The sequence below is a fragment of the Streptomyces sp. TLI_55 genome, from assembly GCF_900206255.1.
In the GTDB taxonomy this organism is placed as follows: domain Bacteria; phylum Actinomycetota; class Actinomycetes; order Streptomycetales; family Streptomycetaceae; genus Streptomyces; species Streptomyces aquilus.
In genome coordinates, this window is record NZ_OAOJ01000001.1 from 7840499 (window position 1) to 7865582 (window position 25084).

General features: G+C 71.9%; 22 protein-coding genes and 1 tRNA gene. 6 read left to right on the top strand and 17 right to left on the bottom strand.

What is annotated here, in order from left to right:
* Window positions 1-19 precede the first annotated feature (19 nt).
* Window positions 20-93 (top strand) — tRNA-Pro (locus tag CRP56_RS35840).
* Window positions 94-147: 54 nt separating this feature from the next.
* Here CRP56_RS35840 and CRP56_RS35845 read toward each other — a convergent pair.
* Window positions 148-1059 (bottom strand): TIGR01777 family oxidoreductase, encoded by a 912-nt coding sequence (locus CRP56_RS35845; protein ID WP_097271178.1) that lies wholly within the window; start codon window positions 1057-1059, stop codon window positions 148-150.
* Between the two features lie 155 nt (window positions 1060-1214).
* The gene (locus CRP56_RS35850; RefSeq protein WP_097274771.1) at window positions 1215-2369 is read right to left on the bottom strand and encodes a Gfo/Idh/MocA family protein; all 1155 of its coding nucleotides are present in this window, start codon (window positions 2367-2369) and stop codon (window positions 1215-1217) included.
* Between the two features lie 140 nt (window positions 2370-2509).
* On the opposite strand from CRP56_RS35850, the gene CRP56_RS35855 reads away from it, so the two are divergent.
* Window positions 2510-3502 (top strand): LacI family DNA-binding transcriptional regulator, encoded by a 993-nt coding sequence (locus CRP56_RS35855; protein ID WP_097271180.1) that lies wholly within the window; start codon window positions 2510-2512, stop codon window positions 3500-3502.
* Here the strand turns inward: CRP56_RS35855 and CRP56_RS35860 are convergent.
* From CRP56_RS35860 to CRP56_RS35870, 3 genes are read right to left on the bottom strand one after another with little or no spacing between them, the layout of a single operon-like run.
* Complete coding sequence (locus CRP56_RS35860) at window positions 3499-3957, bottom strand: MarR family winged helix-turn-helix transcriptional regulator (protein WP_097271182.1); 459 nt, start codon at window positions 3955-3957, stop codon at window positions 3499-3501. The genes CRP56_RS35855 and CRP56_RS35860 overlap by 4 nt on opposite strands.
* Before the next feature lie 17 nt (window positions 3958-3974).
* Window positions 3975-4976 carry a glycoside hydrolase family 43 protein gene (locus tag CRP56_RS35865; RefSeq protein WP_097274775.1) on the bottom strand — a complete coding sequence of 334 codons (1002 nt, stop codon included), beginning with the start codon at window positions 4974-4976 and terminating at the stop codon, window positions 3975-3977.
* A gap of 40 nt (window positions 4977-5016) precedes the next feature.
* The gene (locus tag CRP56_RS35870) at window positions 5017-5880 is read right to left on the bottom strand and encodes a LysR family transcriptional regulator (RefSeq protein ID WP_097271184.1); all 864 of its coding nucleotides are present in this window, start codon (window positions 5878-5880) and stop codon (window positions 5017-5019) included.
* 69 nt (window positions 5881-5949) lie between these two features.
* On the opposite strand from CRP56_RS35870, the gene CRP56_RS35875 reads away from it, so the two are divergent.
* Window positions 5950-6840, top strand: a complete 891-nt coding sequence (locus CRP56_RS35875) for an EamA family transporter (RefSeq protein ID WP_097271186.1) — start codon at window positions 5950-5952, stop codon at window positions 6838-6840.
* A 30-nt stretch (window positions 6841-6870) separates the two neighbouring features.
* On the opposite strand, the gene CRP56_RS35880 is transcribed toward CRP56_RS35875, so the two are convergent.
* Together CRP56_RS35880 and CRP56_RS35885 are read right to left on the bottom strand one after the other, a co-directional pair.
* Window positions 6871-8163 carry a hypothetical protein gene (locus tag CRP56_RS35880; protein WP_097271188.1) on the bottom strand — a complete coding sequence of 431 codons (1293 nt, stop codon included), beginning with the start codon at window positions 8161-8163 and terminating at the stop codon, window positions 6871-6873.
* A gap of 165 nt (window positions 8164-8328) precedes the next feature.
* Window positions 8329-9060: a TetR/AcrR family transcriptional regulator gene (locus CRP56_RS35885; RefSeq protein WP_097271190.1), complete on the bottom strand. Its 732-nt coding sequence runs from the start codon at window positions 9058-9060 to the stop codon at window positions 8329-8331.
* Window positions 9061-9209: 149 nt separating this feature from the next.
* Here CRP56_RS35885 and CRP56_RS35890 point away from each other — a divergent pair, with 149 nt between their 5' ends.
* Both CRP56_RS35890 and CRP56_RS35895 read left to right on the top strand, forming a co-directional pair.
* Window positions 9210-11948, top strand: a complete 2739-nt coding sequence (locus CRP56_RS35890; protein ID WP_097271192.1) for a DegT/DnrJ/EryC1/StrS family aminotransferase — start codon at window positions 9210-9212, stop codon at window positions 11946-11948.
* Window positions 11948-12985 carry an LCP family protein gene (locus CRP56_RS35895; protein ID WP_257041456.1) on the top strand — a complete coding sequence of 346 codons (1038 nt, stop codon included), beginning with the start codon at window positions 11948-11950 and terminating at the stop codon, window positions 12983-12985. The genes CRP56_RS35890 and CRP56_RS35895 overlap by 1 nt, the downstream gene beginning before the upstream one ends.
* On the opposite strand, the gene CRP56_RS35900 is transcribed toward CRP56_RS35895, so the two are convergent.
* Genes CRP56_RS35900 through CRP56_RS35945 form a run of 10 tightly spaced genes read right to left on the bottom strand, consistent with a single transcriptional unit; the run spans window position 12927 to window position 24073 of the window.
* Window positions 12927-13586: a sugar transferase gene (locus tag CRP56_RS35900; protein WP_097271194.1), complete on the bottom strand. Its 660-nt coding sequence runs from the start codon at window positions 13584-13586 to the stop codon at window positions 12927-12929. The two genes, CRP56_RS35895 and CRP56_RS35900, sit on opposite strands and share 59 nt — an antisense overlap.
* A gap of 2 nt (window positions 13587-13588) precedes the next feature.
* Window positions 13589-14251 carry a PIG-L deacetylase family protein gene (locus CRP56_RS35905; RefSeq protein ID WP_097271196.1) on the bottom strand — a complete coding sequence of 221 codons (663 nt, stop codon included), beginning with the start codon at window positions 14249-14251 and terminating at the stop codon, window positions 13589-13591.
* Window positions 14248-15159, bottom strand: coding sequence for a methionyl-tRNA formyltransferase (locus CRP56_RS35910; RefSeq protein ID WP_179851203.1), 912 nt, complete (start codon window positions 15157-15159; stop codon window positions 14248-14250). The genes CRP56_RS35905 and CRP56_RS35910 overlap by 4 nt, the downstream gene beginning before the upstream one ends.
* On the bottom strand, window positions 15143-16579 hold the full coding sequence (locus tag CRP56_RS35915) for a lipopolysaccharide biosynthesis protein (protein WP_097271200.1): 1437 nt from the start codon (window positions 16577-16579) through the stop codon (window positions 15143-15145). The genes CRP56_RS35910 and CRP56_RS35915 overlap by 17 nt, the downstream gene beginning before the upstream one ends.
* Window positions 16576-17880, bottom strand: a complete 1305-nt coding sequence (locus tag CRP56_RS35920) for an O-antigen ligase family protein (protein WP_097271202.1) — start codon at window positions 17878-17880, stop codon at window positions 16576-16578. The genes CRP56_RS35915 and CRP56_RS35920 overlap by 4 nt, the downstream gene beginning before the upstream one ends.
* A complete protein-coding gene (locus CRP56_RS35925) occupies window positions 17877-19121 on the bottom strand; it encodes a phosphotransferase family protein (RefSeq protein WP_097271204.1) in 1245 nt (414 codons plus the stop codon). Before CRP56_RS35925 ends, CRP56_RS35920 begins: the two co-directional genes overlap by 4 nt.
* Window positions 19118-20557 carry an RtcB family protein gene (locus tag CRP56_RS35930; protein WP_179851204.1) on the bottom strand — a complete coding sequence of 480 codons (1440 nt, stop codon included), beginning with the start codon at window positions 20555-20557 and terminating at the stop codon, window positions 19118-19120. The genes CRP56_RS35925 and CRP56_RS35930 overlap by 4 nt, the downstream gene beginning before the upstream one ends.
* Before the next feature lie 17 nt (window positions 20558-20574).
* Complete coding sequence (locus CRP56_RS35935) at window positions 20575-21681, bottom strand: glycosyltransferase (protein WP_218878004.1); 1107 nt, start codon at window positions 21679-21681, stop codon at window positions 20575-20577.
* Window positions 21682-21692: 11 nt separating this feature from the next.
* Window positions 21693-22718, bottom strand: coding sequence for a hypothetical protein (locus CRP56_RS35940; protein WP_097271209.1), 1026 nt, complete (start codon window positions 22716-22718; stop codon window positions 21693-21695).
* Window positions 22718-24073 carry a hypothetical protein gene (locus CRP56_RS35945; RefSeq protein ID WP_097271211.1) on the bottom strand — a complete coding sequence of 452 codons (1356 nt, stop codon included), beginning with the start codon at window positions 24071-24073 and terminating at the stop codon, window positions 22718-22720. Before CRP56_RS35945 ends, CRP56_RS35940 begins: the two co-directional genes overlap by 1 nt.
* An 88-nt stretch (window positions 24074-24161) precedes the next feature.
* Between CRP56_RS35945 and CRP56_RS35950 the strand changes: the two genes are divergently transcribed.
* Window positions 24162-25016, top strand: coding sequence for a hypothetical protein (locus tag CRP56_RS35950; protein ID WP_097271213.1), 855 nt, complete (start codon window positions 24162-24164; stop codon window positions 25014-25016).
* Window positions 25017-25084: the final 68 nt, after the last annotated feature.

Consider the following 25084-nt stretch of genomic DNA (forward strand, 5'->3'; position numbering starts at 1 on the left):
CCCCAGGTCAGACGGACACCGGGACGTGGCGCAGCTTGGTAGCGCACTTGACTGGGGGTCAAGGGGTCGCAGGTTCAAATCCTGTCGTCCCGACGGTGTGAGAGGGCCTTCACAGGCGACAGTCTGTGAAGGCCCTTCTTCGTGCCGTCAGTTCGTCCCGAGCACGGACCCCAGCGCCTCGTCGACGGTCGGATGCGCGAACTCGAAGCCGGCCTTGAGCAGGGCAGACGGCACGGCACGGCAACTGCACGTGATGCCCGTCGAGAACTCCCCGATCGCTGCCCGGAGCGCGAACGCGGGCACGGCGGCGAGCGTCGGCCGGTGCAGCGCCCGGCCCAGCGCCTCGGTGGCGGCGCGGTTGGTCACCGGTTCGGGGGCGGTGAAGTTGACCGGCCCCGAGAGCTCCTCGGCGGCGATCGCGAAACGCAGCGCCGCGATGTGGTCGGTGAGCGAGATGAACGGCCAGTACTGCTTGCCCGAGCCCAGTCGGCCCCCCAGCCCGAAGCGGAACAGCGGCAGCAGCCTGCCGAAGGCGCCGCCCTGCGCCGAGACCACGAGGCCGGTGCGCGGATGCACGACCCGGACGCCGGCCTCCCGGGCCGGGTCGGCGGCGGCCTCCCAGGCGGCGCACACGTCCGCCAGGAAGTCGTCCCCCGCGTGCGCGCTCTCCTCGATGACCAGGTCACCGGTGTCGCCGTAGTAGCCGGTCGCGGACGCGGAGACGAGCACGCGCGGGGGAGCGGCCGCCTCGGCGCAGGCCCGCGCGATGGTCTCCGTCCCGGCGGTCCGGCTGCGGCGGATCTCCGCCTTGTACGCGGCGCTCCAGCGCCGGTCCCCGATCCCGGCGCCCGCCAGATGCACGACCGCGTCGACGCCGTCCAGCGCGCCGGGCTGGACCTCGCCGCCGACCGGGTCCCACCACGCCGACTCGGCACCGTCCTCGGAGGCGACGGCCGATCGGCCGCGGACGAGGCGGACGACGCCGTGGCCGTCGGCGAGGAGCGAGCGGGTGAGGGCGGAACCGATGAGTCCGGTGGATCCGGTGATCGCGACGCGCATGGCGTCCTCCCAGGCTGGGGTCGTGCGTCTTAGTCGTTCAAATTTGAACCCAACCTACTCCGTGTCGTCCCCCGACCGCCGCCGAGGAGCCTGTGACATGGCTCATCGCGCGGCTTCCCCCGGTGGATGGAAGACGGATGCGGACCGTCCGGCGCTCACGCGAGATCCACCCAAGTCCGCCGCTCCGCGGACCGTGTCATCGCGTCCAGTGCCGCCGCGCTCGCCACCGCGTCCTGGAGTGTCGCGCCGTACGGGGTGCCCTCGGCGATCGACCGGAGGAACCCGTACGCCTCGATCACCTTCAGGTCGTCGTAGCCCATGGTGTTGGCGGAGCCCGGCTGGAAGGCGCCGAACTCGCCCGCGCCCGGGCCGACGTAGACCGTGCTGACGGGCTGGTCCTGGTAGGCCGTGCCGCGGCTGACGCCGAGCTCGCCCATGCGGCGGTAGTCCCAGAAGACCGCGCCGGTGGTGCCGTGGATCTCGAAGCCGTAGTTGTTCTGTTCGCCCACCGAGACCCGGCAGGCCTCCAGGACGCCTCGGGCGCCGGAGGAGAAGCGGAGGAGGCAGTTGACGTAGTCGTCGTTCTCGACCGGGCCCAGCTCGCCGCCCGTCGCGCGGGTGTGGCCCGCGGTGGCGCCGGTGGGGCGGGCCCGCTCGGGGACGAAGATCGCGGTGTCGGCGGTCAGCGACTCGATGTCGCCGAGGAGGTGGCGGGCGAGGTCCACACCGTGCGAGGCGAGGTCGCCCAGCACTCCGCTGCCGCCGCGCTCCAGCTCGTACCGCCAGGTCAGGGCGCCCTCGGGATGGGCGGCGTAGTCGCTGAAGAGGCGGACGCGGATGTGCGTGACGGTGCCGATCTCGCCGGCGGCGATCAGCTCCCGGGCGGCCTGGACGGCGGGCGCGTTGCGGTAGTTGAAGCCGACCGTGCCCTGGACGCCGGCCTTGGCGACCGCGTCGGCCACCGCGCCGGCGTCCTGGGCGGTCAGACCGACCGGCTTCTCGATCCAGATGTGCTTGCCCGCCTCGGCCATCGCGACGCCGATCTCGCGGTGCAGGAAGTTCGGGGCGGTGATGCTCACGGCCTGCACCCGCGGGTCGGCGGCCACCTCGCGCCAGTCGCGGACCGCGGACGCGAAGCCGTACTGCCCCGCGGCCTGCTCGGCGCGGCCGGGCACCTCGTCGGCGACGGTCACGAGCTCGGGCCGCAGCGGCAGCTGCGGGAAATGGTGCGGCAGCCGGGCGTAGGCCTGGGTGTGCACCCGCCCCATCCAGCCGAAACCCACCACGGCGATGCCGAGCCTGTCCACGATGACCGCCCTTCCTCGTACCTGCCCTGGAGCTTTGGACCAAGCTTTGGACCGTTCCAAAGGCCCGGTGGCTCACGATGGAGCCGTTCATCGTGCGTGTCAAGGGATTGCGAGGCGAACGGCAGATGTGGAACGGTCCATCCATGAGGACCCCGACCATCCGTGACGTCGCCGAACGCGCCGGCGTGTCCAAGTCGCTGGTCTCGCTGGTGCTGCGCGGCTCCGAGGGCGTACGTCCCGAGAAGCGCGCGGCCGTCCTCGCCGCCGTCGAGGAACTCGGCTACCGGCCCAACGCCGCCGCCCGCAGCCTCAGCGAGCGCCGCACCCGCACGGTCGGCGTGCTCCTGAACGATCTGCGCAACCCCTGGTTCGTGGAACTCCTCGACGGCCTCAACTCCCGGCTCTACGACAGCGGACTGCACACCCTGCTCGCCGACGGGCACCTCAACCGCCGGCTCGGCGAGGACCTCACCCGCACCTTCACCGAACTGCGCGTCGACGGACTGATCGCGGTCGGCACCCTCCAGGACCCCGAGGCGCTGCGCACCGCCGCCGGACAGGTCCCGACCGTCGTGGCCGGCGCCCGCGAGCCGGAGCTGCCCGGCGTGGACGTCGTCGCCAACGACGACGAACTGGGCGCCCGCCTCGCCACCGAGCACCTCATCGGGCTCGGCCACCGGCACATCGCGCACATCGCGGCGCAGGGAGCCGTGGGCGAGCTGCGGCGGCGGAGCTTCGAGGCGGTGATGGGGGAGCAGGGGCTGACCGGGGTCACTGAGCAGGGTGACCTCACCGAAGAGGGCGGCTACCGGGCCACCGTACGACTGCTCAGCCGCCCGCGGCGGCCCACCGCGATCTTCGCCGCCAACGACATGACCTGCGTCGGCGCGCTGTCCGCCGCCGAGGAGAGCGGCCTGCGGGTGCCGCGGGACCTGTCCCTCGTCGGCTACGACAACACCTATCTGTCCCGGCTGCGCCATCTGTGGCTGACGACCGTGGACAACGCGAGCCACGACGTGGGCCGGCGGGCGGCCCAGCGGCTCCTCGACCGGATCGAGGACCCGGACCGGCCGCGCGAGGTCGAACTCGCCACGCCCGCCCTGGAGGTACGCGGCACCACGGCACCGCCCCGCTAGTCCGCCCCCATACGGCGGTTGACCTCGCCCAGCCCGTCGGCGAGGGACGTCAGCTGCTCCGGGGTCAGCACGTCGATGAGCAGCTCGCGGACGAGTGCCACATGGCCCGGCGCCGCCCGCTCCAGCATGCGGCGGCCGGCGGCGGTCAGGACGGCGTAGACCGCGCGGGTGTCGCTCGGGCAGGAACGACGGTTCACCAGGCCCGCCTTCTCCAACTGGCCGATCTGGTACGTCAGTCCGCTCTTGGTGTGGAACAGCGCGTCGGCGAGCGCGCTCATGCGCATCTCGCGGTCCGGCGCGGCCTCCAGACGGACGAGGATCTCGTACTGGAGATGCGTGATCCCCACGTCGTCCTTGAGCTGCTGGTCGAGGCGCCGGTCGATGAGCGCCCCGGCGGCCACGAAGGCGTACCAGGCGCGGCGCTCCTCCTCGTCCAGCCAGCGCGGTGCGGTCATGCCCTCACCGTAGACGGTCAGCCGCCGCCGTCGAGGTCGGTGCGCTGGCGGACGACCCGCAGCTCATGACCGTCGAGCTCCATCTCGTACAGCTTCCCCCGGGCGTTCTCGAACGGCCGGTGCAGGATCATCGTCAGCCGGCCCTCGAAGGTGCGGAACAGCATGCCGTGGCCGCTGTCGGCACGGACCAGCGGCCGCCGCTGGAGCCACGGGCCCCGGAGGTGACCGGACTCCGAGACGGCGTACGTCTGGACGTAACCGCCACTGATGTTGCCGTCCGGGCCGACGAGGTTCTTCTCGTAGGTCGACCACAGCATGAGCAACGAGCCGTCCGGGGTGGGGTACAGCTGGGGGCCGTCGGTGATGTACGGAGGCAGCTGTCCCGGGACGCCGGCGGGGATCTGCTCGCCGAGCCAGGGCGCGTCGGAGGCCTTGAAGAGGAACACCGGGTCGCCGATGGTCTCCGTCAGGTCCGGGGCCAGCCGGATCGCCTCCATGGTGCCGTCGATCGTCTGCAGCCATTCGTGCGCGTAGACCATCCAGGGCTGCCCGTCCCGGTCGACGTGCAGCGTGCCGTCGAGGGTCATCAAGTGCGGGGGAGGGGTGGGGCGTTCGGGGTCGACGACGGTGAACGGGCCGAGCAGGGAGTCGGACACGGCGGTGACGGTGCCGCGCAGATGGTTCCTCAGCTGGAACGGGGTGCCCCACTGGTTGGGCGGCGGTACGGGCAGCGGCCGGTCCTCGTCGTGGAGGGTGGTGAACAGGTAGTACCTGCCCGCCCACTTGTGCACCTCCGGTGCCCAACCGCCGTCCGTCGCCCACAGGTTCTTCTGGTCGGCGGTCAGGAAGACCGGCACGGGAGGCGTCCAGTCCCGCAGGTCGGTGCTGCGGTAGACCATCGTGCCGGTGCCCTCGACGCCGGACACGGACGGGTCGTTGGAGGTGTAGAGGTGGTAGGTGCGGGTGTCTTCGTCGGCGACGACGAACGGATCGTGCAGCGGCATGTCGGGCAGCCGCATCAGTGTGTTGTCGACCACGCGCCGAACAATACGGCCGGCATCAGGGCCGTGGGCCGGCCAGGACCTCGTGGGCGAGGGTGACCAGGTCGGGCAGGGCCGGATGGCCCGCGCCCTCCCGCCAGGCGAGGACGACGGGGACGGGCGGGGCGTCCGTGAGCGGGCGGTGGACCAGCGAGGGGTGGGCGTGGTTGCTGGGGGTGGCCGTCGTCGAGATGCCGACCGCGCGGCCCGCCGCGATGGCCATGAGCCACTCGTCGGTGTTGGTCACCTCGATGGTCGCGGACGGGCGGGCCGTCGGCGGCCACAGGTCCATCGTCGTCGTACCCGACACGACGTTGACGGCGATCGGACTGTCCACCAGATCGGCCAGGGTGACCCGGGGGAGGCCTGTCAGCGGGCTGTCCGACGGGAGGACGACCACTCGCTCCTCCCAGGTCAGCAGCTCGGCGCGGAGCCCGGGCGCGGTGACGGCCCCGCGCAACAGGGCCACGTCGACCTTGCCCTGGGTGAGGCCCGCCGTGCGGTCGTCGACGCGGAGCAGTTCGAGACGGGTGCCGGGGTGGGCCTCGTCCCAGCGGCGCAGCAGCGCGACGGTGTGGTCGCCGAGCGCCGCCCAGGGATGGCCCAGACGCAGGGGCCAGCTCCGCAGCCCGCCCGGATCCAGGGCGGTGTCCACGGCGGACAGCGCCGCGGCGGCCTTGTCCCGGAAGACGCGGCCCTCCGCGGTCAGCTCCAGATGATGGGTCGAGCGGTCGACGAGACGGGCACCCAGATGGTCCTCCAGCCGGCGCAGTGTGCGCGACAGCGCGGGCTGGCTCACATGGAGGCGGGCGGCGGCCCGGGTGATGTTGCCCTCCTCGGCGATGACGAGGAAAGCCCGCAGGTGCCGCAGTTCCACGGTCATGCTTCCAGAGCATAACCGCAGGGAAATCGGCATTTCACGGCGAGCCGCCGACTGCTTAGCGTGAACGCCATGACCACCACGGCGACCCGCTCACTCCCTCTCGTACGGCATCCCGCGGGGCGCGGCAGCCTGGCCGGCGTCGGCCTCGTGCTGGCGGGTTCGGTGTCGGTGCAGTTCGGATCGGCCTGCGCCGCGCTCCTGTTCCCGCGCGCCGGGGCGCTCGGCACGGTGGCCCTGCGGATCGCCTTCGCCGCGATGCTGCTCCTGACCGTCACCCGGCCCCGGCTGCGCGGCCACGCGCGCACCGACTGGGCGGTGGTCACCGGCTTCGGCCTGGCCCTCGGCGGCATGAACCTCCTCTTCTACCAGTCCATCGCCCGCATCCCGCTGGGCGCGGCCGTCACCCTGGAGGTCCTCGGCCCGCTCCTGCTGTCGGTGCTGCTCTCGCGGCGTGCGGCGAGCTTCCTCTGGGCCGGTCTCGCCCTCGCCGGGGTGTGTCTGCTGAGCGGCGGCGACTTCGGGAGCCTCGACGCGGGCGGAGTGGCGTTCGCGCTGGGCGCCGGGGCGATGTGGGCGGCGTACATCCTGCTCAACGCCCGTGCGGGCGCCCGCTTTCCGCGCCTGGACGGTCTCGCGATCGCGATGGGCGTCGCCGCGCTCGTGAGCCTGCCGCTGGGCATCGGGGCGTCGGGGGCGGCGCTGCTGGCGCCGGGCGTGCTCGGGCTGGGCCTCGCCATCGCGGTGCTCAGCTCCGGGGTGCCGTACACCCTCGAACTGCTCGCCCTGCGCCGGCTGCCCGCGGCGACGTTCGCGGTCCTCATGAGTCTGGCACCGGCCTTGGCGGCGACGGCGGGGTGGCTGGTGCTGGGGCAGGGGTTGTCGGCGGCGCAGTGCGGGGCGATCGGGATGGTGGTGGTGGCGAGTGCGGGGGCGGTGCGGGGTCAAGGGAGGGGGCACTAGGTGCGGGCTCCCTCCCTTGAGATGGGGGCGTTACTGCTGGGCCTGGGCCGCCCTGCGTCGTCGTACGACCAGAACCGCGCCCGCGCCCACGGCGACCGCCGCCGCGGCCGCGCCCGCGAGGGGCAGCGTCGCGCCGGAACCGGTGCTGGCCAGGTCGCCGTCGACGGTCGTGGACCCGGAGGTGCCGGTGGCCGAGGAGCCGCCGGACGTGGTCGAGCCGCCGCCGGAGCCGGAGCCGCCGGAGGTGGAGGTCCCGGAGTCACCGCCCGTGGACGACGAGCCGCCGTCGGTGCCGCCCGACCCCCCGCCGTTGCCGGACGAGCCGCCCGTGACGTCGAGCGGGAGGGTGATGCTGTCGTTCTCCGGGTTCTTGTCGTACGGCCGGGCCTGCCCCGTCAGCTTCGCCGAGGCCTTGGCGCCGGTGACGGCCTTGTCGATGCGCAGCTTGAAGGTGCGCCGCTCGACGGCGTTCTCCTTGAGCCAGCGCTGGGCGGTGCCGCACTCGTAGACCCCGGCGCCGACCTTGGTGCAGGGCGCCTCCTTGGTGACGGTGGTGCCCGCCGGGATGGTGACGCGGACCTTCGTCACGGAGTTGTCCAGCTCGCCGAGGACCCAGCCGGGGCCGGCGTTGGTGAGCTTCACCTCCAGCGCCACCGTGTCGCCGACCTTGCCGCTGAGGGTGTTGCCGGTCAGCTGGAGGTCGGCGGTGTTCGCCGCGTTCACCGAGACGTTGGCGTCGTCCCAGCCCTCGTGCTCGCCGCTGCCCTGCTCGGCCGGGGTCGCGTCGGGCTTCTCGACGAGCTTCACCGCGGGACCGGTGCCGGGCACCGGCCGGCCGGTCTCGTCGCCGGGGAGCGAGCCGTCGACGTCCACCACCACGCGGAGTTCGTCGTGCAGCGCGTAGTCGAGGACGTCGAGCGTCAGCGCCTTCTCGGGGGCGTAGACGACGCCCGGCTCCACCGTCTGGTCGAACTCGCAGATGGCGTAGGACTTCTCCGGGAGCTCGTCGTAGGAACCGACGTCGTAGCGGACGCAGTTGGAGGGCAGTTCCGTATGGCTCAGGCCGCGGGTGACCGCGTACTGGAGGTAGACCTTGTCGAGCGCCGCGGTGCCGGTGTTGGTGAAGGTGACCGGGCCGACGTCATAGGTGCCGCCCGGCTTCAGGCCGTCGACCTTCGGCGCCATCTCGCCCAGCACCAGGTGGGGCGTGGGGGCGGGGTCGGCGGCGACGGCGGGTGCGGCGCCGAGTGCCATCAGCGCGAGGGCGCCGACGGCGCCGGTGGCCTGTCGGAGCGTACGGGTGCCGGGTGCGGCGTGGCGCATGAAGGGTCCTTCGCGGCGGTGGGGGGTGGTGACGGGCGGATGAACCTCGGGGAACGCGTTCCCGAAGATCAGACGACCGTCGGCGCCGAACGGTTGTACGGCGTGCCTGTCCCGCCTTTCACAGGGGTGGGCCCAACCGGCCCGTCCCTGGGACGAACCGGCGGTTCACGCCTCCCCGGTGAAACGGTCGAGCAGCGCGTCCAGTCCCGCCACCAGCCCCTCCGGGCCGCCCCGTTCCGCGAGGGCGGGAGCGGCCGCGCGCAGCCGGGGCAGCTCCTGGGGCGGCATGTGGTGCAGGCCGAGGCGGAACGCGGGATCGGGCTCCTCGGGGTTGTCGACCATGGCCTGGAGCTCGACGGAGACATAGCCCAGCACCCAGGCGGTGAAGGCACGGAACACGGCGGCGGCACGGTCCGTCCCGAGCCCGGCCTCCTCCAGCAGGGCGATCACTCGCTCGTGGTGCCGCAGGGTCGCGAGCGGCCGCCGGGCCAGGGGTACGGCGAGCATGCGGGTGGAGAGCAGCGGCACGACCTGGGGGTGGGCGAGGCAGACGTCGTAGGTCGCGCGGGCGATGCGCCCGAGCTCGGCCTGCCAGGTGGAGGCGGCCTTGTCGGCCGCGAGCCGTTCCTCCAGCTCCAGGTGGAGCGCCTCGACCAGGCCGTCCAGGAGGGCGTCCTTGCCGGCCGCGTACCGGTAGAGGGCCATCGCCTCGACACCGAGCTCCGCGCCGAGGCGGCGCATGCTCAGCGCGGTGAGGCCCTCGCGGTCGACGAGGTCGAGGGCGCTGGCGAGGACGCGTTCGCGGTTGAGGCGGCCGTAGCGGCCGCGGTCGCTGGCGCGGCGGGCCGGTGCGGGGGGCTCGGCCCTGTTCTGGGCCTTTGCCTGATTCCTGGCCATGACTCTCCTTGGGCTAATCGGTCGCACCCCTTCTGTTGACTCTACGCACGTCCGAGGGCAAGGTGTATGTATACGGCGTAAATATACGCTTTTGGTGCGTATGGCGGTCACCGTCATCCCCACGACGCGTCAGAACCGCGGAGCGAGAAATGACAGTCCATCGGCTGCGGCCCCGGCAGGAACGGAACGATCACGCGCAGCCTGCTCTCAACGGCGCGACCCCGGTCGACGCCCGCGTGGCGCACCGCCGGGAGGAACCCGCGGTGCCCTTCGCCGCTCCTCGGATCACCGCCGAGGCGCGACGGGCCGCCCAGCGAGTCCTCATGTCCGGATGGTTGACCATGGGGCCGGAGACGGAGCTTTTTGAGCGGGAGTTCGCCGCGCATGTCCGGGCCGCCCACGCCGTCGCGGTGAGTTCGTGCACCGCAGCGCTGGAACTGGCGTTGCGCGCACTGCGGCTACCACCCGGTGCCGACGTCCTGGTGCCTGCGATCACCTTCTGCGGCGCGGCCCAAGCCGTGCTGCACGCCGGGCTGCGTCCCGTGCTCGTCGACGTCGACCCGCGTACCGCCATGCCGACTCCGACCACCGTCGCCCACGCGGCACGGGCCTGCGGCTGCCCCCACGCGATGATGGTCCTGCACTACGCGGGAGCGCCCGCCCCCGTCGCCGAACTCGCCGAGGCCGCGCGGTTGCCGCTGACTCACGTCGTTGAGGACGCCGCGCACGCCCTGGGCGCGACGTTGGGCGACCGCCCGGTGGGCGCCCTGTCGCGAGCAACCTGCTTCAGCTTCTACGCCACCAAGAACCTGCCCATCGGCGAGGGCGGCATGGTCACCACCGACGATCCCGACCTCGCCGAATGGATTCGGCGGGCCCGGCTGCACGGCATGTCCACCGATGCCTGGCGACGCCATCTGCCGGGTGGCAGCTGGCACTACACCGTGGAGGAAGCGGGGCTCAAGGCCAACATGACCGATGTCCAGGCCGCCATCGGACGCGCCCAGCTGCGCCACCTCGGGACCTGGCAGGAGCGCCGCCACGCGGTCGCCGACCGCTACGACGCCGCGCTGCGGGCGGTGCCCGGCATCGAGCCGCTGCGGTCCGCCGCCCCGGGGCGGCACGCCCGGCACCTTTACGTGGTCCGAATACTGGAGAGGTACGGAACCGCCCGGGACGAACTCGTCGAGCGGCTCGCCGCCGACGGCATCGGTACCTCCGTGCACTTCGTCCCGCTGCACCATCTGCCGCACCTCCGTAGCAGGGCACTCGTGCCGCCCGGCGGACTGCCCGGCGCCGACGAACTCTTTCCCCAACTGCTGTCGCTCCCGCTCCACCCCGGCCTCGGCGAACAGGCCGTGGACCGCGTCTGCGCCGGACTGGCCCGGCTCGGCGGCGGTCAGCGGACCGCGGCGGCCCTCCGGCCGACGGCCCTGCGCACTTTGGTGATCGGCGCGGGGGAGGCCGGCCGGGCACTGGCCCGGGATCTGTCGAGGACTCCGGAGTTCGGGCTGGAGCCCGTCGGGTTCCTCGACGACGACCCCGCCAAACAGCTCGGCGGTGCCGTCGCCGAACTGCCGGTACTGGGGGAACTGGCCGCCACCCGGACCACCGTCCTCGACCAAGGGATCGAAGCGGTCGTCGTGGCCATCCCCGGACTCGCCCCGGACCACTTCCGCCGGGTCGCCCGCGCGGCTGAGGCCGCCGGGGCGAGCGTGCGCTACCTGCCGTCGTTCATCGCCGCCCTCCGCCGTGACGTCGTCGGCAGTGACATGCGGGAACTGGACGTGAGCGAGCTGATCGGTCGCGCCGAAATGCACATCGTCAGCCCCGACGCACGGGCCGTCGTCGCCGGGCGTCGCGTGCTCGTCACCGGCGCCGGAGGCTCCATCGGCAGCGAACTCTGCCACCAGGTACGCGCGTTCGGCCCCGGTCGGCTCTTCCTGCTGGACCACGACGAGTCCAACCTGCACAGCCTGCAACTCGAGCTCTATGGTGACGCCCTGTGCAGCGACGACATCGTCATCTCCGACATTCGTGACCGTCCTCGCATCGACCAGGTGTTCCGCGAACTCCGTCCCGACGTGGTTTTCCACGCCGCCGCCCACAAGCACCTGCCCCTGCTGGAGCTCCATCCGTGCGAGGGCGTGAAGTCCAACGTGCGCGGCACCGAGAACCTGCTGCAAGCCGCGTCGCGGGCGGGGACGGAACGCTTCGTCCTGATCTCCACGGACAAGGCCGCCGACCCGGTATCGGTTCTCGGCGCCACCAAGCATCTGGCCGAACTCCTGGTCCGGCAGGCCCAGGACGGCGCTCCGCCGGGCAGCGTGTTCACCGCCGTCCGCTTCGGCAACGTCCTCGGCAGCCGTGGCTCACTGCTGTCGGTCCTCGCTCAGCAGATCAGCAGCGGGTCCCCGGTGACCGTCACTCACCCCGACGTGACCCGGTTCTTCATGACCGTGGAAGAGGCTGTCGGTCTCGTCCTGGAGGCGGCCCGCATGGCCGAGGGCGGTGAGGTCTTCGTCCTGGACATGAGCAGTCCGGTTCGGATCGTCGATCTCGTCCGCAAGTTCGCCCACTCCGTCCATGTACCGGACGTCGACATCCGCTTCACCGGTCTCAGGCCCGGAGAGAAACTCAACGAGACGCTCTTCGCGGCACACGAACAGCACGAGCGCACCGCCCATCCGCGCATTCTCTCCGCGCTCTCCACGGCCGACGAAACCCCATTGCCCGAGCTGCTCCCCGACCTCTACACCGCGGCCGATCGCAACGACTCCGCAGAGGTGCGCCGCGTCCTCGCCAAACTGCTGCCGGGGTTCCCCGCGCACGAACCCGCCCAGCGCGCGCACACAGCCTTGGCGGACCCCTACCCTGACGACTTCTGATGGACGCGCGCGCACCGAGGCCGCCCGCATGGCCGACGTGGCCGCTCAGACCCCGCGTCCACCAACGCCGCCACATCTTCCGCACCCTGCTGCTGATCGGTCTCGCGACCGTTCTGGCCCTCGTCTCCCTCGCGGCGGGCGCCGTCTGGTGGGGCACCAGCCACTACGGCGACCAGATCACCCGTATCCCCGACGCGTTCCCCACCGGACCGCGGCCGGCCGAACCCACCGCCGACGACGGCGGCACGACCTTCCTGCTGGCCGGTGTCGACAGCCGCTCCACCAAGCCCACCACCGGCAGCGACGCCACGGCCCGGCTGTGGAGGTACGGCGCACAGCGCAGCGACACCCTGATGCTCGTGCACTTGAACGCCGACAGACACCGCGTCGACGTCATGTCCATCCCGAGGGACAGCTGGGTGGCCATCCCGGGCCACGGGACGGCGAAGGTCAACGCCGCATTCTCCTGGGGCGGCCCGCCTCTCATGATCGAGACGGTGGAACGGCTCACCATGACCAGGGTCGACCACTTCGGCGTCATCGACTGGCACGGCTTCAAAGCCCTCACCGACGCCGTCGGCGGCGTCCCCATCACGGTCTCTCAGGACTCTTACGACCCGGTGCTGGAACAGCACTTCAACGCCGGCACCCACGTCATGGACGGCGAGGAGGCCCTGGCGTACGTCCGGCAGCGCCACGGCGTACCGGGTGGCGAGCTGGACCGCATCAAGCACCAACAGCAGTTCCTGCGCAGCTTGGTCACCGAGATTCGGGACGAGGTCAGCATCACCGACCCGCTCGGCACCGCGAGGATGCTCGACGCCGTCACGCGCACGGTGAGCGTCGACGACCACATGTCCAACAGCGATCTGCGCAACCTGGTCCTGGACCTGCGGCACCTGGACGCCTCGGACGCTTCCTTCAGCACCGCGCCGATCGTCCGCTCGCAGATCATCCGGGGTCAGTACGCCCTGATCCTCAACGAGGCCGAACTGCGGCGGCGCTGGCACGCGGTCGAGACGGGTGGAGCCAGCTGACGGACACCGCGGAGGCCACCAACCGCAGGTCGAGGCCGAGGTGCCGGTCGTGGAGATAGTCAAGATCCAGCGCGAGTTTGGGGTGCAACTGCAGTTCCACGTACCGCTTCTCGGCCTCGGCCGGATCGGCCAGCTCGCCGCCCCGCCCGGCCACGTAGAGGGCACCGGGACCGATGATTCCGGGTCGCACATCCAGCAGCCGCAGCTCGGTCCGCGTGTAGTACGGAAGGAACCGTTCGACCTCCGGACGGGGACCGACGAGTGTCATGTCACCCCGAAGAAGGTTGACCAGCTGCGGGAGTTCGTCGAGCCGAGTGCGCCGCAGCCAGCGGCCAACCCGCGTGACCCGCGGGTCCTCGCAACCGCTGACCGCGGGCCCGGTCCGGTCGGCGTCGAGCGTCATCGAACGGAACTTGATGATGGAGAACGGACGCATGCCACGGCCCACCCGCCACTGCCGGTAGACGGCGGGTCCCCGGCTGGTGCACCGCACCAGGACGGCGAGCAGGATCAAGGGCACCAGCAACAGCGTGAGAAGCAGCAGCGCGACGGCGATGTCGGCCGAGCGTCGCCGTGCGCTGTCCTGCCGGACGGTCGACATGGTCAGCACACCTCTCGCAGGATCTGGAAGGGCTCCACCGCCTGCCGCCCGACCTGACTCCCCCAGTAGGCTGCCCGTTCACGTAGGGCGCCGAGCGATCGCGGGTGCGGAGGCGGACGCAGTTCCGTCTTGTAGCAGGCCATCGCCTCCAGTTTGGTGTCCAGGGTGTCGCTGACGTCGACGTAGAGCGACGGCGTGAAGGGAGAGCCCGCCGCCCACGCCCACTCCGTGGACGACGGTGTCTCGAACACCGCGAACCGGCGCAGCCGCGGCAGGACATAGGGTCGGCAGGCCGTCCAGGCGGCACGCGCCACGACCCCGTGGTCGGCGTTCACGTCGCAGGGGAAGTGGGTGTAGACAAGGTCGGGGCGCATGCCGTTCACGACGGCTTCCATGCGCTGTACCACGTCGATCAGGGGAAGAGTGTCCAGCCGCTGGTCGGGCAGGTCCCACAGCTCCAGCGAAGACAGTCGAAGCACCTCGGCGGCCCGCTGCGCCGACTTGGCGAGGTCTTCGGCGAGCCCCGACCGGTACCGGCTCGATGCGCCCTCGGCAAGTACGACGGCGTGCACCGCGTCGCCGCTGCGGACGTGTCGGGCCAGAGTGCCGCCCACGCCGAGCAGTTCGTCGTCGGGATGCGCCGCCAGAACGAGAACGGTGCTCATCGCGCCACTCCTTCGGGACGTGGCCCCTCACCCAGCACCCACCGGGACACCGCGGGCGGCACCGCCGCGAACCGGGTGCCCGGCCGCACCCCGGTCCGGCAGGACCAGTCTGCCGCGGGCTGCGGGGGCTCGTCCGGGCCGCCCATGGCGGTGACCAGGACGCTGCCCTCACGCGTCGCCACACGGACGCCTTCGGGCCCGACGGCGAGCACGGCACCGGGCGGCCCTCCGGGCTCGTCGCCTGTCGGCGGACGGGTGCGCCAGACCATCACTCGCTCGCCCCCCAGCAGCCCGAACGCGCCCGGATACGGAGTGGTGAGCGCGCGCACCCAGTTGTGCACCGCACACGCCGGACGATCCCAGTCGATCACTCCCATGCCGGGCGTGCGACGGGGCAGCACGTCTCCTTCGGAGGGGTTCTGGGCGCGGCGCGGTGCGGTGCCGACGAGCAGGGCCGGGAGATGGGTGCGCAACATCGCGGCGCCCGCCCGGGCCACACGGTCGTACACCGTGCCGCAGGTGTCGTCCGGAGCGATGGGGATGCGGACCTGGTCGACGATGTCGCCGGTGTCCGCACCGGGGTCCAGCAGCAGCATGGTGTTGCCGGTGACCGGCTCGCCGCGCAGGATCGCCCAGTTGACCGGTGCGCGGCCGCGGTGGCGGGGCAACAGGGAAGCGTGGAAGCCGACACAGCCGTTGCGGGGGACGGACAGGATTCCCGGGCCGAGCAGCCTGGTCCAGCCCACGACCACCATCAGGTCCGGATCCAGGGCATGCACCATCTCAGTCGCCGCGGGCGCGTTGAGGTTGCTCTCGTAGAGCACCGGGACCCCGGCGGCACGTGCGGCGCCGGTCAGGTCGGCGGCGCCCGACAGCCCTCGCCGGTCCTCGTCAGGCGGAGTGATCACGGCCGTCAGCCGAACGAGCGGGCAGCCGAGCAAGGTGGCCAGGGCCGCCCGGGCCTCGTGCACGGCGCCGACCAGGACGACGCGGCCTGGCCGGGAGGGGGTGGCGGAGCGAACGGGTGCGCTGCACATAGCGGTTCCTTCCGGATCGGGTGCCGCGCGCGGCCACGACACGGGCCAGGGCCACCAGCACCACTGCGGTGACCAGATATGCGGAGCCGGACGCCACCGCTGCCCCGACTGCTTCGAACGGCGGGATCAGCAGCAAGTCCAGGACCACGGTCACGGCGACACCGCATGCCATCCCCCAGGAGTTCGTCCCGGGACGGCCGACGCCGAAGAGGTAGGCGGTGGACACGGCCGTCGCGCCCTCGACGGCCAGCCCGCCCAGCAGAATGCAGGCCGGAACGACCGCGTCCGTGAAGTCCCTGCCGTACAGCAGCGGCAGCACGAACGCCGACGCGGCGGCCATCGGGGGCGCCAGCGCCGCCGTCAGGGCCAGGGCCCGGGGCAGCAGCCGGTGGAGTTCCTCGCCCGCGAGACGGGGGCTGCCGCGGGCGAGCCGCGGATAGAGCACATATTGCATCGCCACGGCGGGCAGTCTCATCACCTCGGCGAACTTCGACGCGACGGCATACACGCCGAGCACCGCGGGGCCAGACAGCACGCTCACCAGAAGGAAGTCCAACCGCAGATTGACCAGCATCAACAGGTTCCCGAGCTGACCGCGCGCCCCGTAGCGCAGCACCTCGCCGCCGAGCGAGGCCGACGGGCGTCCCCAGCCCCGTGCGAATCCGGTGTGTGCCAGTCGGCCCAGCGAGACGGCGGCGGCAGCGGCCCCGCCGCCGAGCAGTCCGCCGATCACCGCGTCGGAACCGTGCAACCCGGCCGCCAAGGACAGCCCGTAGGCGGGCAGGAAGAGCAGCTCCTCGGCGACGATGACAAGGCCGGCGCCACGCATGTCTGCCCGGCCCTGGCAGCACGCCTTGCCCCACACCGTGAGCAGCTGGGTGATCACGGTGACCGCCACCAGCACGAGCTGCGTCCCCGGCACTGTAGGGAAGAGCACGTCCAGCGCGGGTACGGAGAGCACCCAGAGCAGCGCCCCGAGCACTGCTCCGGCGACGGCCAACAGGGTCAGCGTGGGCCGCAGCGCGGGATCGTCCCGCCGCTCGCCCGCGAGGAAGTAGGCACTGGCGACGGGCAGCCCACAGCTGACCACCACACCAGTCAGCCAGGGCAGCATCCGCAGCAGCGCGTATTCGCCGAGCACCTCGGCCCCGGACAGCCGTGCGACCAGCAGACTCGCAAGGAAGACGACACCGACGGCGGTGGCCTGCGCCGCGAGGTTGCCGAGCATGCTGCGGCGCCCCAGGCCGTCGGTGCCGACCGAGGCGGGACGGCATGGTCCGGGGCCGGTCATGGCGGGCCTTCGCGGTCGGTCGCCGGTTCGTCGACGGGAGAGGCCAGGACGGCCACCAGCGCCAGCAGGACCCACAGGAACCGGAAGTGCAGCACCTCGTAGTACGCACCTGCCACGGCCAGCCCGGCCAGTGCCGCGACGAGCCCGGCCGGCCGGGGCAGCTGAGCGGCGAAGCCGCTCTCGGGCGGCGCCCGCAATGCTCGGGAACACCGCAAGGCCGCACCCGACATCAGTGCCAGCAGGGCCACTACCCCCAGTGGTCCACGCTCGACCAGAGCCGCCACATAGTCGTCGTGGGCTTCCTTGGCGTACGCGAACTGCTGGTCCTGCAGCAGCTGTTTCGTGGTACCGGGGCCTGATCCGGTCAGCCAGTGCGGCTGGTACAGCTCCAGGCTCTCCCGCACCAGCGTGCTGCGTTGGTCGGTGCTCGTACCGCTACGGCCGAGGGTGTTCACCAGTTCCGTGCGGTCCGACAACCGAGCCCACTCCTGAACCTGGGCCAAGGGTGCGGCGGCGGCCGAGGCTCCAACCGTGATCACTACCGCGAGCACCAGCGCGCCCGCCGCGATCGGACCGCTGCCGGGGTGCGCCCTGGAGGCCTGATACGCCTTGTACGCGGCCAGGAAGAGCAAGCCGACGCAGAGTTCCAGGACGCCGCCGTTGGACTGGCTGAGCAGCAGCGCCCAGAGCAGCATCACATAGCCGTACCAGCGCAACAGCGGGGTGCGCGGACGCCGGGCCGCGTACACCATGAACAGCGACACCACCCAGTACGTGGCCGCGTAGTTCGGGTCGCCGAGCGTGAACAGCTTGCGGTCGCCCTCGGTGGGGGAGACGCCCTCGATGCCGGTGAGGCCCAGCAGGGTGGCGGCGACCAACACCGACGCCCAGAACACGGCCGCGTAGGCGAGGGCGGCGGTGAGCAGCCGCAGGACTCCGGGCCGGCGCGCGATGTTGAACAGGGCGACGCACCAGGCCAGCAGCAGTACCTCCCTGGCGAGATTCATGAGTGACAGGCCAGGCAGCGGTCCGGCCAGGCCCGCGATGGCGCCGCTCAGCAGCAACAGGGCCCAGGCGAGGCCGTACGGCACGCCGAGCCGCCGACCGCAGGTCGCCGCCCACAGCACGCTCAACACCACGGTGGCCATCGTGAACACGTCCACCGGCGCGCTGTTACCGGGGCCCGCAGGGCGCAGCACCGGCTGGAACACCATCGCGGCGCAAGCGGCGGCGGCCGTGGTCCGTCCCAAGGCCTCGTACGGCACGGTGGCGGGGCGGCCGGTCGTGGTCAGGGTGGTCATGACGGCTCCCGGGAAGACACCAGGCGGGTGAACGCCCGGACCTGCGCGTCGGCGAACTCCGGATCCGTCGCCTCGGCCGCGATCGCGGCCACTTCCGCCAGTACGGCGTCTCGGCCGCACTGCGCGGGCAGGCCCAGCCTGCGCAGCGTCCCTGCCAGGAAACGGCGGACCAGCCGCGAATACCAGCCGGTGCCGTCCAGCGCCAGCGCCAGAGCGGCGCCCGGTCGTCCGGCGACGAGGCCCGGGTGCCCGGGCACCCGGTGTCCAGGACGGGTACGGCGGTCCAGATACTCGCAGTAGGCCACCACGAATCTGGCGGGATCGGCGAGCGGGTTTCCCGCCGTGCGGGCGTTCTCCCAGTCGACGACGCCGGTGACACGGTCTCCTTGCAGCAGGATGTTGCCCGGCCAGAAGTCGCCGTGGGCGGCGGTCAGGGGTGCCGTGCACCGGCGCAACCGCCGGCGCAGGAACCGCAGTTCCGCGCGGACGCGTTCGCCGGCCAGTCTCTCCTCCAGAGCGTCGAAGGTCTTCGGCGCCAGGTCGAGTGGCGCGGTCCCTGTGGAAGTGGCCGACTGCAGGGAGGCGAGCCAATGGGCGGCCGCCGCGAAGTCCCGGTGCACGGGCGCGGGCCGCGCGTGATGGCCCGGCCGGTGGTAGGCGGCCAGCATCGACGTCCCGGGGAGGGCAGTGGTGAGCAGCGTGGGGAAACCCGTGTGCCGGGGCAGATCCAGGATCTCGGGCACGGTCGGCCGCAGGGGGCCCAGGGGCAGCGCGGCCACGGCCGCCAGCTGGTCTGCCTCGCGGACGATGCCCGGAACGGCGCCCGGCCCGGTCGGGACCTTCAGGGCCAGCGCGGGCAGCGCGCCGTTCGGGGGGAACACGAGCACGACGAGGCAGGCGTCCGGGTCGTGGCTGTGACGGAGCAGGAGCAACGGCCCGGCCCCGGCGAGCAGGTCGGCGACCGGGCTCGGCGCGACGGTGATCCGCTGTCGGTCGATGGTGAGTCCCGGCACGCACCGACGCACCGCGGGTACCGACAGTGCCGTGCGGGCGGCCGGATACAGCCATCCCGGGAGCGCGGGCGGCACGGCGAGCAGCGACCGGCGCAGATAGGCCAGCACCTGAGGGCGGTCCTCGGCCACCACGATCGGATGCCGACGTGACGGCAGGGCCAGGTAGCGACGCCCGGGAGGGAGCAGCTCATCCTGACCGACCGCCGATGACAGTGCTGTGGCCTTCATGACAGCACCGCGAACGGCCGGAGTCGGACGACCGGCCGCACCAGGCCGTTGTCCGACAGAATGGCGAGCGCCGCGTCAACCCCGGCGTCGTCCAGCTGGGGGACGGAGCGGGGTGTGGCCCGGTCGTAGGTGAAGCGAAGGGTGTGCCGGTGCCGGGGGTCGGGCCCGCTGCGGCCACTGCGCTCGAACGCGCTGATGATGCTGCCCGTGCCGTGACAGGCCGTGTAGAGGCTGCGGCTCGCTGCGGACGCCGGTACGCACAGGAACGACGAGGTGCGATTGGTGCCAGGGACCAGCAGCGGCTGGCCGGTGTGGGAGAACACAGGGTGGCCCGTCATCAGTTCCGGGGGCCAGGCACGGGCCGCGTTGTGGCGATGCACGAACGCCGGCTCGCCTTCCACGAGTTCCTCGTAGACGGAGTTGTGCGGGGAGTCCACCACCAACCGCAGCGACGCGCCGAAGGCCACGCGGACGAAGGCCCGTAGCGTGGCGAAGGTGGCCAGCCGGTAGGCGAACCCATAGTTCATGGCGAGCCGCTGTGCCAGCAGCACCCGTCGTCCCTCGTCGCCCTCGATCGGCACAGAGGGGCATCCGCTGTGGAAGTAGGTCTCGTACCGCCGTCGCAGCTCGGTCGGCCGACCCCCTCGCAGCAGATGCGTCACCGGTCTCTGCACGGCCATTTCCGCGCGCAGCAGCCGGGACGCGGCCTGGCGGCGGGCGTAGAGCGCGCCGATCTGGCCGGTCAGTACACCGCCGCCGTTGTGGAACTGCACGGTCACTTGCCCTTGGTGCAGCCCCAGCCGTCGGGCCGTCTCCGGTTCCAGTACCTCCTCGACCTCCTGCAGCTCCAGGAAATGCGTGCTGGGTCCGATACCGCCGAACCTCAGCCGTGCCAACTGCACACAGATCCAGGGCAGTTCTCGGCGGGCGCGCCGGGCACCGCCGTACTCGTCGACCGGCAGATGCCCGAACTCCTCGACGCGGTCGAGGTCCGCGGCATCCACGCCGAACCGCTCGGCGGCGAACCGGGCACCCTCGACGGCCGCGCGGAGCACCTCGTCGCGGGTCAGCTCGAAGGCCCAGCTCGGCGGGTCGGGATAGCGCTGCCGCACCCGTCGGTAGAAGTCCTCAACGGCGGCCCGCGACGGCCGGGGCACGTCCAGCACGGCCAGCGCCATCCCGCAGTTGAGTGCGGCGTCGGTGAGGGTGGGCCGGATCGCACCCCTGGTGGCCACCGCGATGCTCGACGGCAGCTCCGACTTGCCCTTGTGGCAGAAGTCCGGCAAGACCACCGGCGGCGCGGCCAGATCGGCAGTCTCGGTACCGCGCCGGACCCGGGCCAGCAGTACCGGGTCGGCCGGGGTGGCAGCGCTGTCGAACACGGTGAGGCCGGTCCGTGATCCGCTGTCCGGGCTGGTGATGATGTCGACATGCACGGGAGAGCTCCTCGGACTCAGGGGGTTGCGTATGCGGCTGTCAGTTCTTCCCCCAGTGCCTTGGCGCTGAAGGCGTCACCGATCCGTGCGTGGGCCTCGGCGGCCATTCGGGCTGCCTCCCGCGGGTGGTCCAGTAGCCAGCCGATCGCGCGGGCGAGCAGATCCGGGCGTTGCGGGGGCACGAGCAACCCCGTCCGGCCCGGTACCACCACGTCCGGCACCGAGTTGACGGCGGTGGCCACGACCGGGACCTCCCCGACCATCGCCTCGACGACGGCGACAGGGAGGCCCTCGTAGCGGCTCGGCAGTGCGAACACGTCGAACGCGGGCAGCAGAGCGGGTACGTTCGCCCGTTCCCCGGCGAGGATCAGGGGGACCCGCCCTCGCGCCGCCGACTCGCGCACCCGCGCCGCCAGTTCACCACCGCCGACCCACACTCCGGTCACGTCGGCGCGGCCGAGTGCCGCCAGGGCACGTACGAAGGTTTCGGGGTTCTTCTGGTAGGCGAGCCGGCCAACTGCTCCCACCACGGGACCGGGGCGGTGCAGACCGAGTTCCGCGCGCGCCTGGGCCCGGGTAGCGGGTGTGCGGACCGGTACCTCGAGGTCGACCGGAACGCCGATGGTGCGGACCCGCTCGGGCGGCACCAGCCCTCGCCGGACCACCTCGACCGCGACAGCCGTGCCCACGCACAGCGCCACGTCGGTGTACCGGCCCACCCGCCGTTCGATCGCGATGTACGTGCCACGTCGCGGCGCGGACTGGAACTCGTGGTAGGGCAGGCCGTGGAAGGTGTGCACGATGCGAGGCACCCCGGTCCGGTGCGCGGCCAGCCTCCCCAGCGTGCCGGCCTTGGCGCTGTGGGTGTGCACGACGTCGAACTTCGAACGGCGGAAGAGCCCGGTCAGCCGGCGCAGGACGAGCAGGTCGTCCCCAGGCGAGACCGGGGAACGCAGCGACGGCTCGACGAGTACCTCGATCCCGGAGTCGGCGGCGAGGCCGAGGAGCCGGTCGCCCCGGCCGGTGATGACGGTCGTCCGGTACCGGGCAGGGTCCAGGGCCTGGGCCCCGCGCAGTGCGACGATGCCGGCCCCGGCCTCGAAACGGGTGACAAGGGTGGCCACGTGCAGTCTCCTCATGGCAGCGCCTCCATCTGTTCCGGGCCCCGGGCCGCCACGTCGTACAGGGCGGCGAGCCCCTCCTCTGGCCGGTCGCCGAGCACGATCTCGTACGCGGGCAGTCGTTCTGTGATCCGTGACGCGGTTTTTGTGATCGGAGGGTGGGGTGGTCCCAGGCCGGTGCCCAGCGCCATCACAGCCGCGAAGGGCCAGTAGCGGCGCAGTTCCCCGGCCGCGTAGGTGGCTGCGACCAGCGCCCGCGCCGCCTGCGCGGCATCGAGGGCGCGCACCTCGGGGCGGCCCCGGGAGATTCGGCGCAGGACGACGAGCCGGTCCGGGCAGAGCGAGTCCACCCGCCCCGGCAACGGTTGCTCGGTTCGCCCGTGGGCCATCCGCCGACCGCCGCCTCCCCGCACCCGCATGGGTTCGACCAGGCCGTGCACAACCCGGCCGTCCGTCACACCGAGGTTGTCCGAGCAGGACCGGCCTCCTCCTGTCACGGCGCCCAGCAGCAGGGTGGACCGGCCCGTTCCGCCGGGGCCGACCAGCAACACCGTCGGGCATCGGGCCCGCGCCCTGCTTGCTCCCGCCGGTCCGATCGTGAGGGCCGAGGCGTGCAACGGCGTGAAATCCCGGCATCCGGCCCACCACAGGGCCGGATACTGCAACAGCGTGGCCCGGGCCAGCAGATGGAAGCGGGACCGGAGCAGATGCGCGGCTGCTCGTTCCTTTACCGGTGGCCGCCAGCGTGCCACGACCCGCAGCCGGTCGACGTCCGTGGCCAGCAGCAGGTCGAACCCGCTGCCGCAGGCGTTGCGCAGCACCACTGCTCCGTCCCGGACGAAGGCGTCCCGGGCGAGGGTCTCCCAGCCTCGTACGTCGAAGGGCGTGTGCCCCGCCTGCGCCTCCAGGTACACATCTGCCGCGCCCTTCCCCGCGGGCCGCCACGCGTCGGCGCCCGCCTCGATCAGCAGCGGCGAGAGGGGAGGCCACCGGCAGTCGACCAGCAGCCGTTGCCCCGCCTGGATCAGGACGCCGCGCATCAGGCACGCTCCGGCCGCGTGCGCGCCCGGAAGCCACGGCTGCCGTCGCCCAGAATGCCGATCAGCGGCCAGCCGGTCGTGGCCATCAGGTTCTGTACTCGGCGCAGTTCGGCGTAGGGCGGGAGCTCCGGCTCCACCGCGACGAGAGCGTGCCGTGTGCAGTCCGAGTCGTCGACCTGGTGCAGCGCACGGACCCGGACCGTGGATGCCGGGCCGGGGGCGACGAAGGCGCTGGGTGCGGCAACGGCCTGCCGGACCTGTTCCCGCGTCAGTGTCCGTACCCGACCGCCGGCGCCGTTGCCGTCGGCGTACCGGCCGTTGTGCACGTCCGTGGCCGGGACCTGGGCGGGTGGGTCGGCCGTAACCGCGCCCATGCGGCCCTGGAGCACCTCGGCGAGGACGGCCAGCTGGCTCTGGGGGCCCGGCCCGGTCAGCACTATGGTCTCCGACTGGGCTCGTGCGGCGGCCCGGCGCAGGGCGACGATCGTCCCGTCGTCCACCGCAGGCCGGTCCACGGAGCCGTGGGCGCCACGAGGTGCTGCGGGAAGCCGGCCCAGCACGGGGGCCTCGAGTTCCCGGCCGAAGGCATAACGACCCGCGACATGCGGTCGGAACACTTCCAGCAGGGTCACCGCCAGCAACCCGGTGACCAGTCCGATCGCCCCGGCGAGGGCCAGGTCGACGCCGGTGAGAGGTGGCACGGCCACCGCGTCGCCCGCTGACGAGAGCAGCGAGGCCGTACGGTCGGCCAGGCCGTCGGCCTGCGCCCCGCGCAGAGCCGCCTGCACGTCGAGGAGCTGCTGGTCCAAGGCGCCGAGCTGGGCGGTGAGCCGCCCGGACTCGGCCGCGCTGTCGGCGTCCGGGAGCTGCCCGGCGACACGCACCCGCTTGTCCTGGAGCGCGGCCTGGCGGTCCAGCAGCTCCGTCGTCAACAGGTTGCCCGAGCCGTTGAAGAACGCCACGAGCTCCTCGGACAGGGCGCCCGCGAGCTTCTCCGCGGTACGGGGATCACGGTCGGTGACCTTGACGGTGAACACCGCAGACCCTCCGAGCCGGGAGACCTTGGTCCGGTGGGCGACGGCGGAGGCGCTGCGTCCGGTGATGTCGGCCTTCCGCAGGGCCGCGTTCACGACGGAGCCGCTGGTGACGACAGCCCTGACGCGGCTCAGCATGGCGTTGGCCTGTACATCGGTCGTGGGGAGTGTCGCGGAGGCCTGGACTCGGGCTTTGGAGACGTAGGTCGAGGATCCAGAGAGTCCGACGGCGGTCACCACGACCATCGGCAGCACGACGAGCAGCACGAGGAGGCGCCAGTGTCCACCGAGGGTGCGGCGCAGGGCTTCGTTGAATTCCATTGCGGGTCCTCAGTAGGATCAAAAAGAGGTGTTTCACCAGATTTGCCGGATTGGCTGACATGGCCCACGGCGCAGGGGAGACATGCCGATGGCCTACCTCCATGCCAGGCGCGGGACCGTCGCGCTGGTGGCGGCCGGACTCCTGCTCATGGGGTCTTGCGGGCCCACGGCCGAACCGCCCGCGCGGGTCGGCTACGCGCCGGTCCCGGGGGAGTTCCTCTCCGTAGCACTCAACACCACGGATCCGGCGACCGAGCGTTACGGCTACTCGCTGGTCGACGTCACGCCCGACGAAGTCGCGAGCGTCACCACGGGGCAGCGCGCCCTGGTGTGGCTCGGCGGATACGACAAGAAGCGTTGTCGCTGGAACTGGACCGACGCGGAGGTCGGTCGGCGCTTCGCGCGCTACGACCTGGTCGACGACGCCCGGGTTTCTGGCTATTTCATCGCGGACGAGCCCAACACCGACCTCAACTGCCCGGGCGCCGCCGCCGATGTCCGCGCGCGGGCAGCACTGGTGCGCTCGCTCGACCCGAACACCAGCCGCTTCACCATGGTCAACGTCGACCGGCCTGACCACTTCGCGGCGTTCCGCGGCACGACGGATGTGATGAGTGTCGACGTCTATCCGTGCCTGGCTGGTGAGCCGTGTGACTGGTCGAAGATCCCGCGCACGCTCGATCGCCTCCGCGAGGCCGGGGTCACCCGGTACGTGGGCATGCTCCAGGCATTCTCCTTCGAGCAGTGGCGCTGGCCCACGGCCGACGAGCTGACCGGGATGATCGCGCAGTGGCAGCGCTCCGACTGGCTCGGCCAGCTGACGTTCTCCTGGGAGTACAAGGGGGGCGAGCTGACCGACCATCCGGAGCTGCTCCGTGTGCTGAAGAGACTCAATGACGCACCGCACGAGCTGTTTCCACTTCCCTCGGGCGGACCTTCCTAGCCCATGTACGTTTACGACGTATATATACACTTTCGGGCGACTTGGGTATCTCGTCAAGAGGTGCGAGG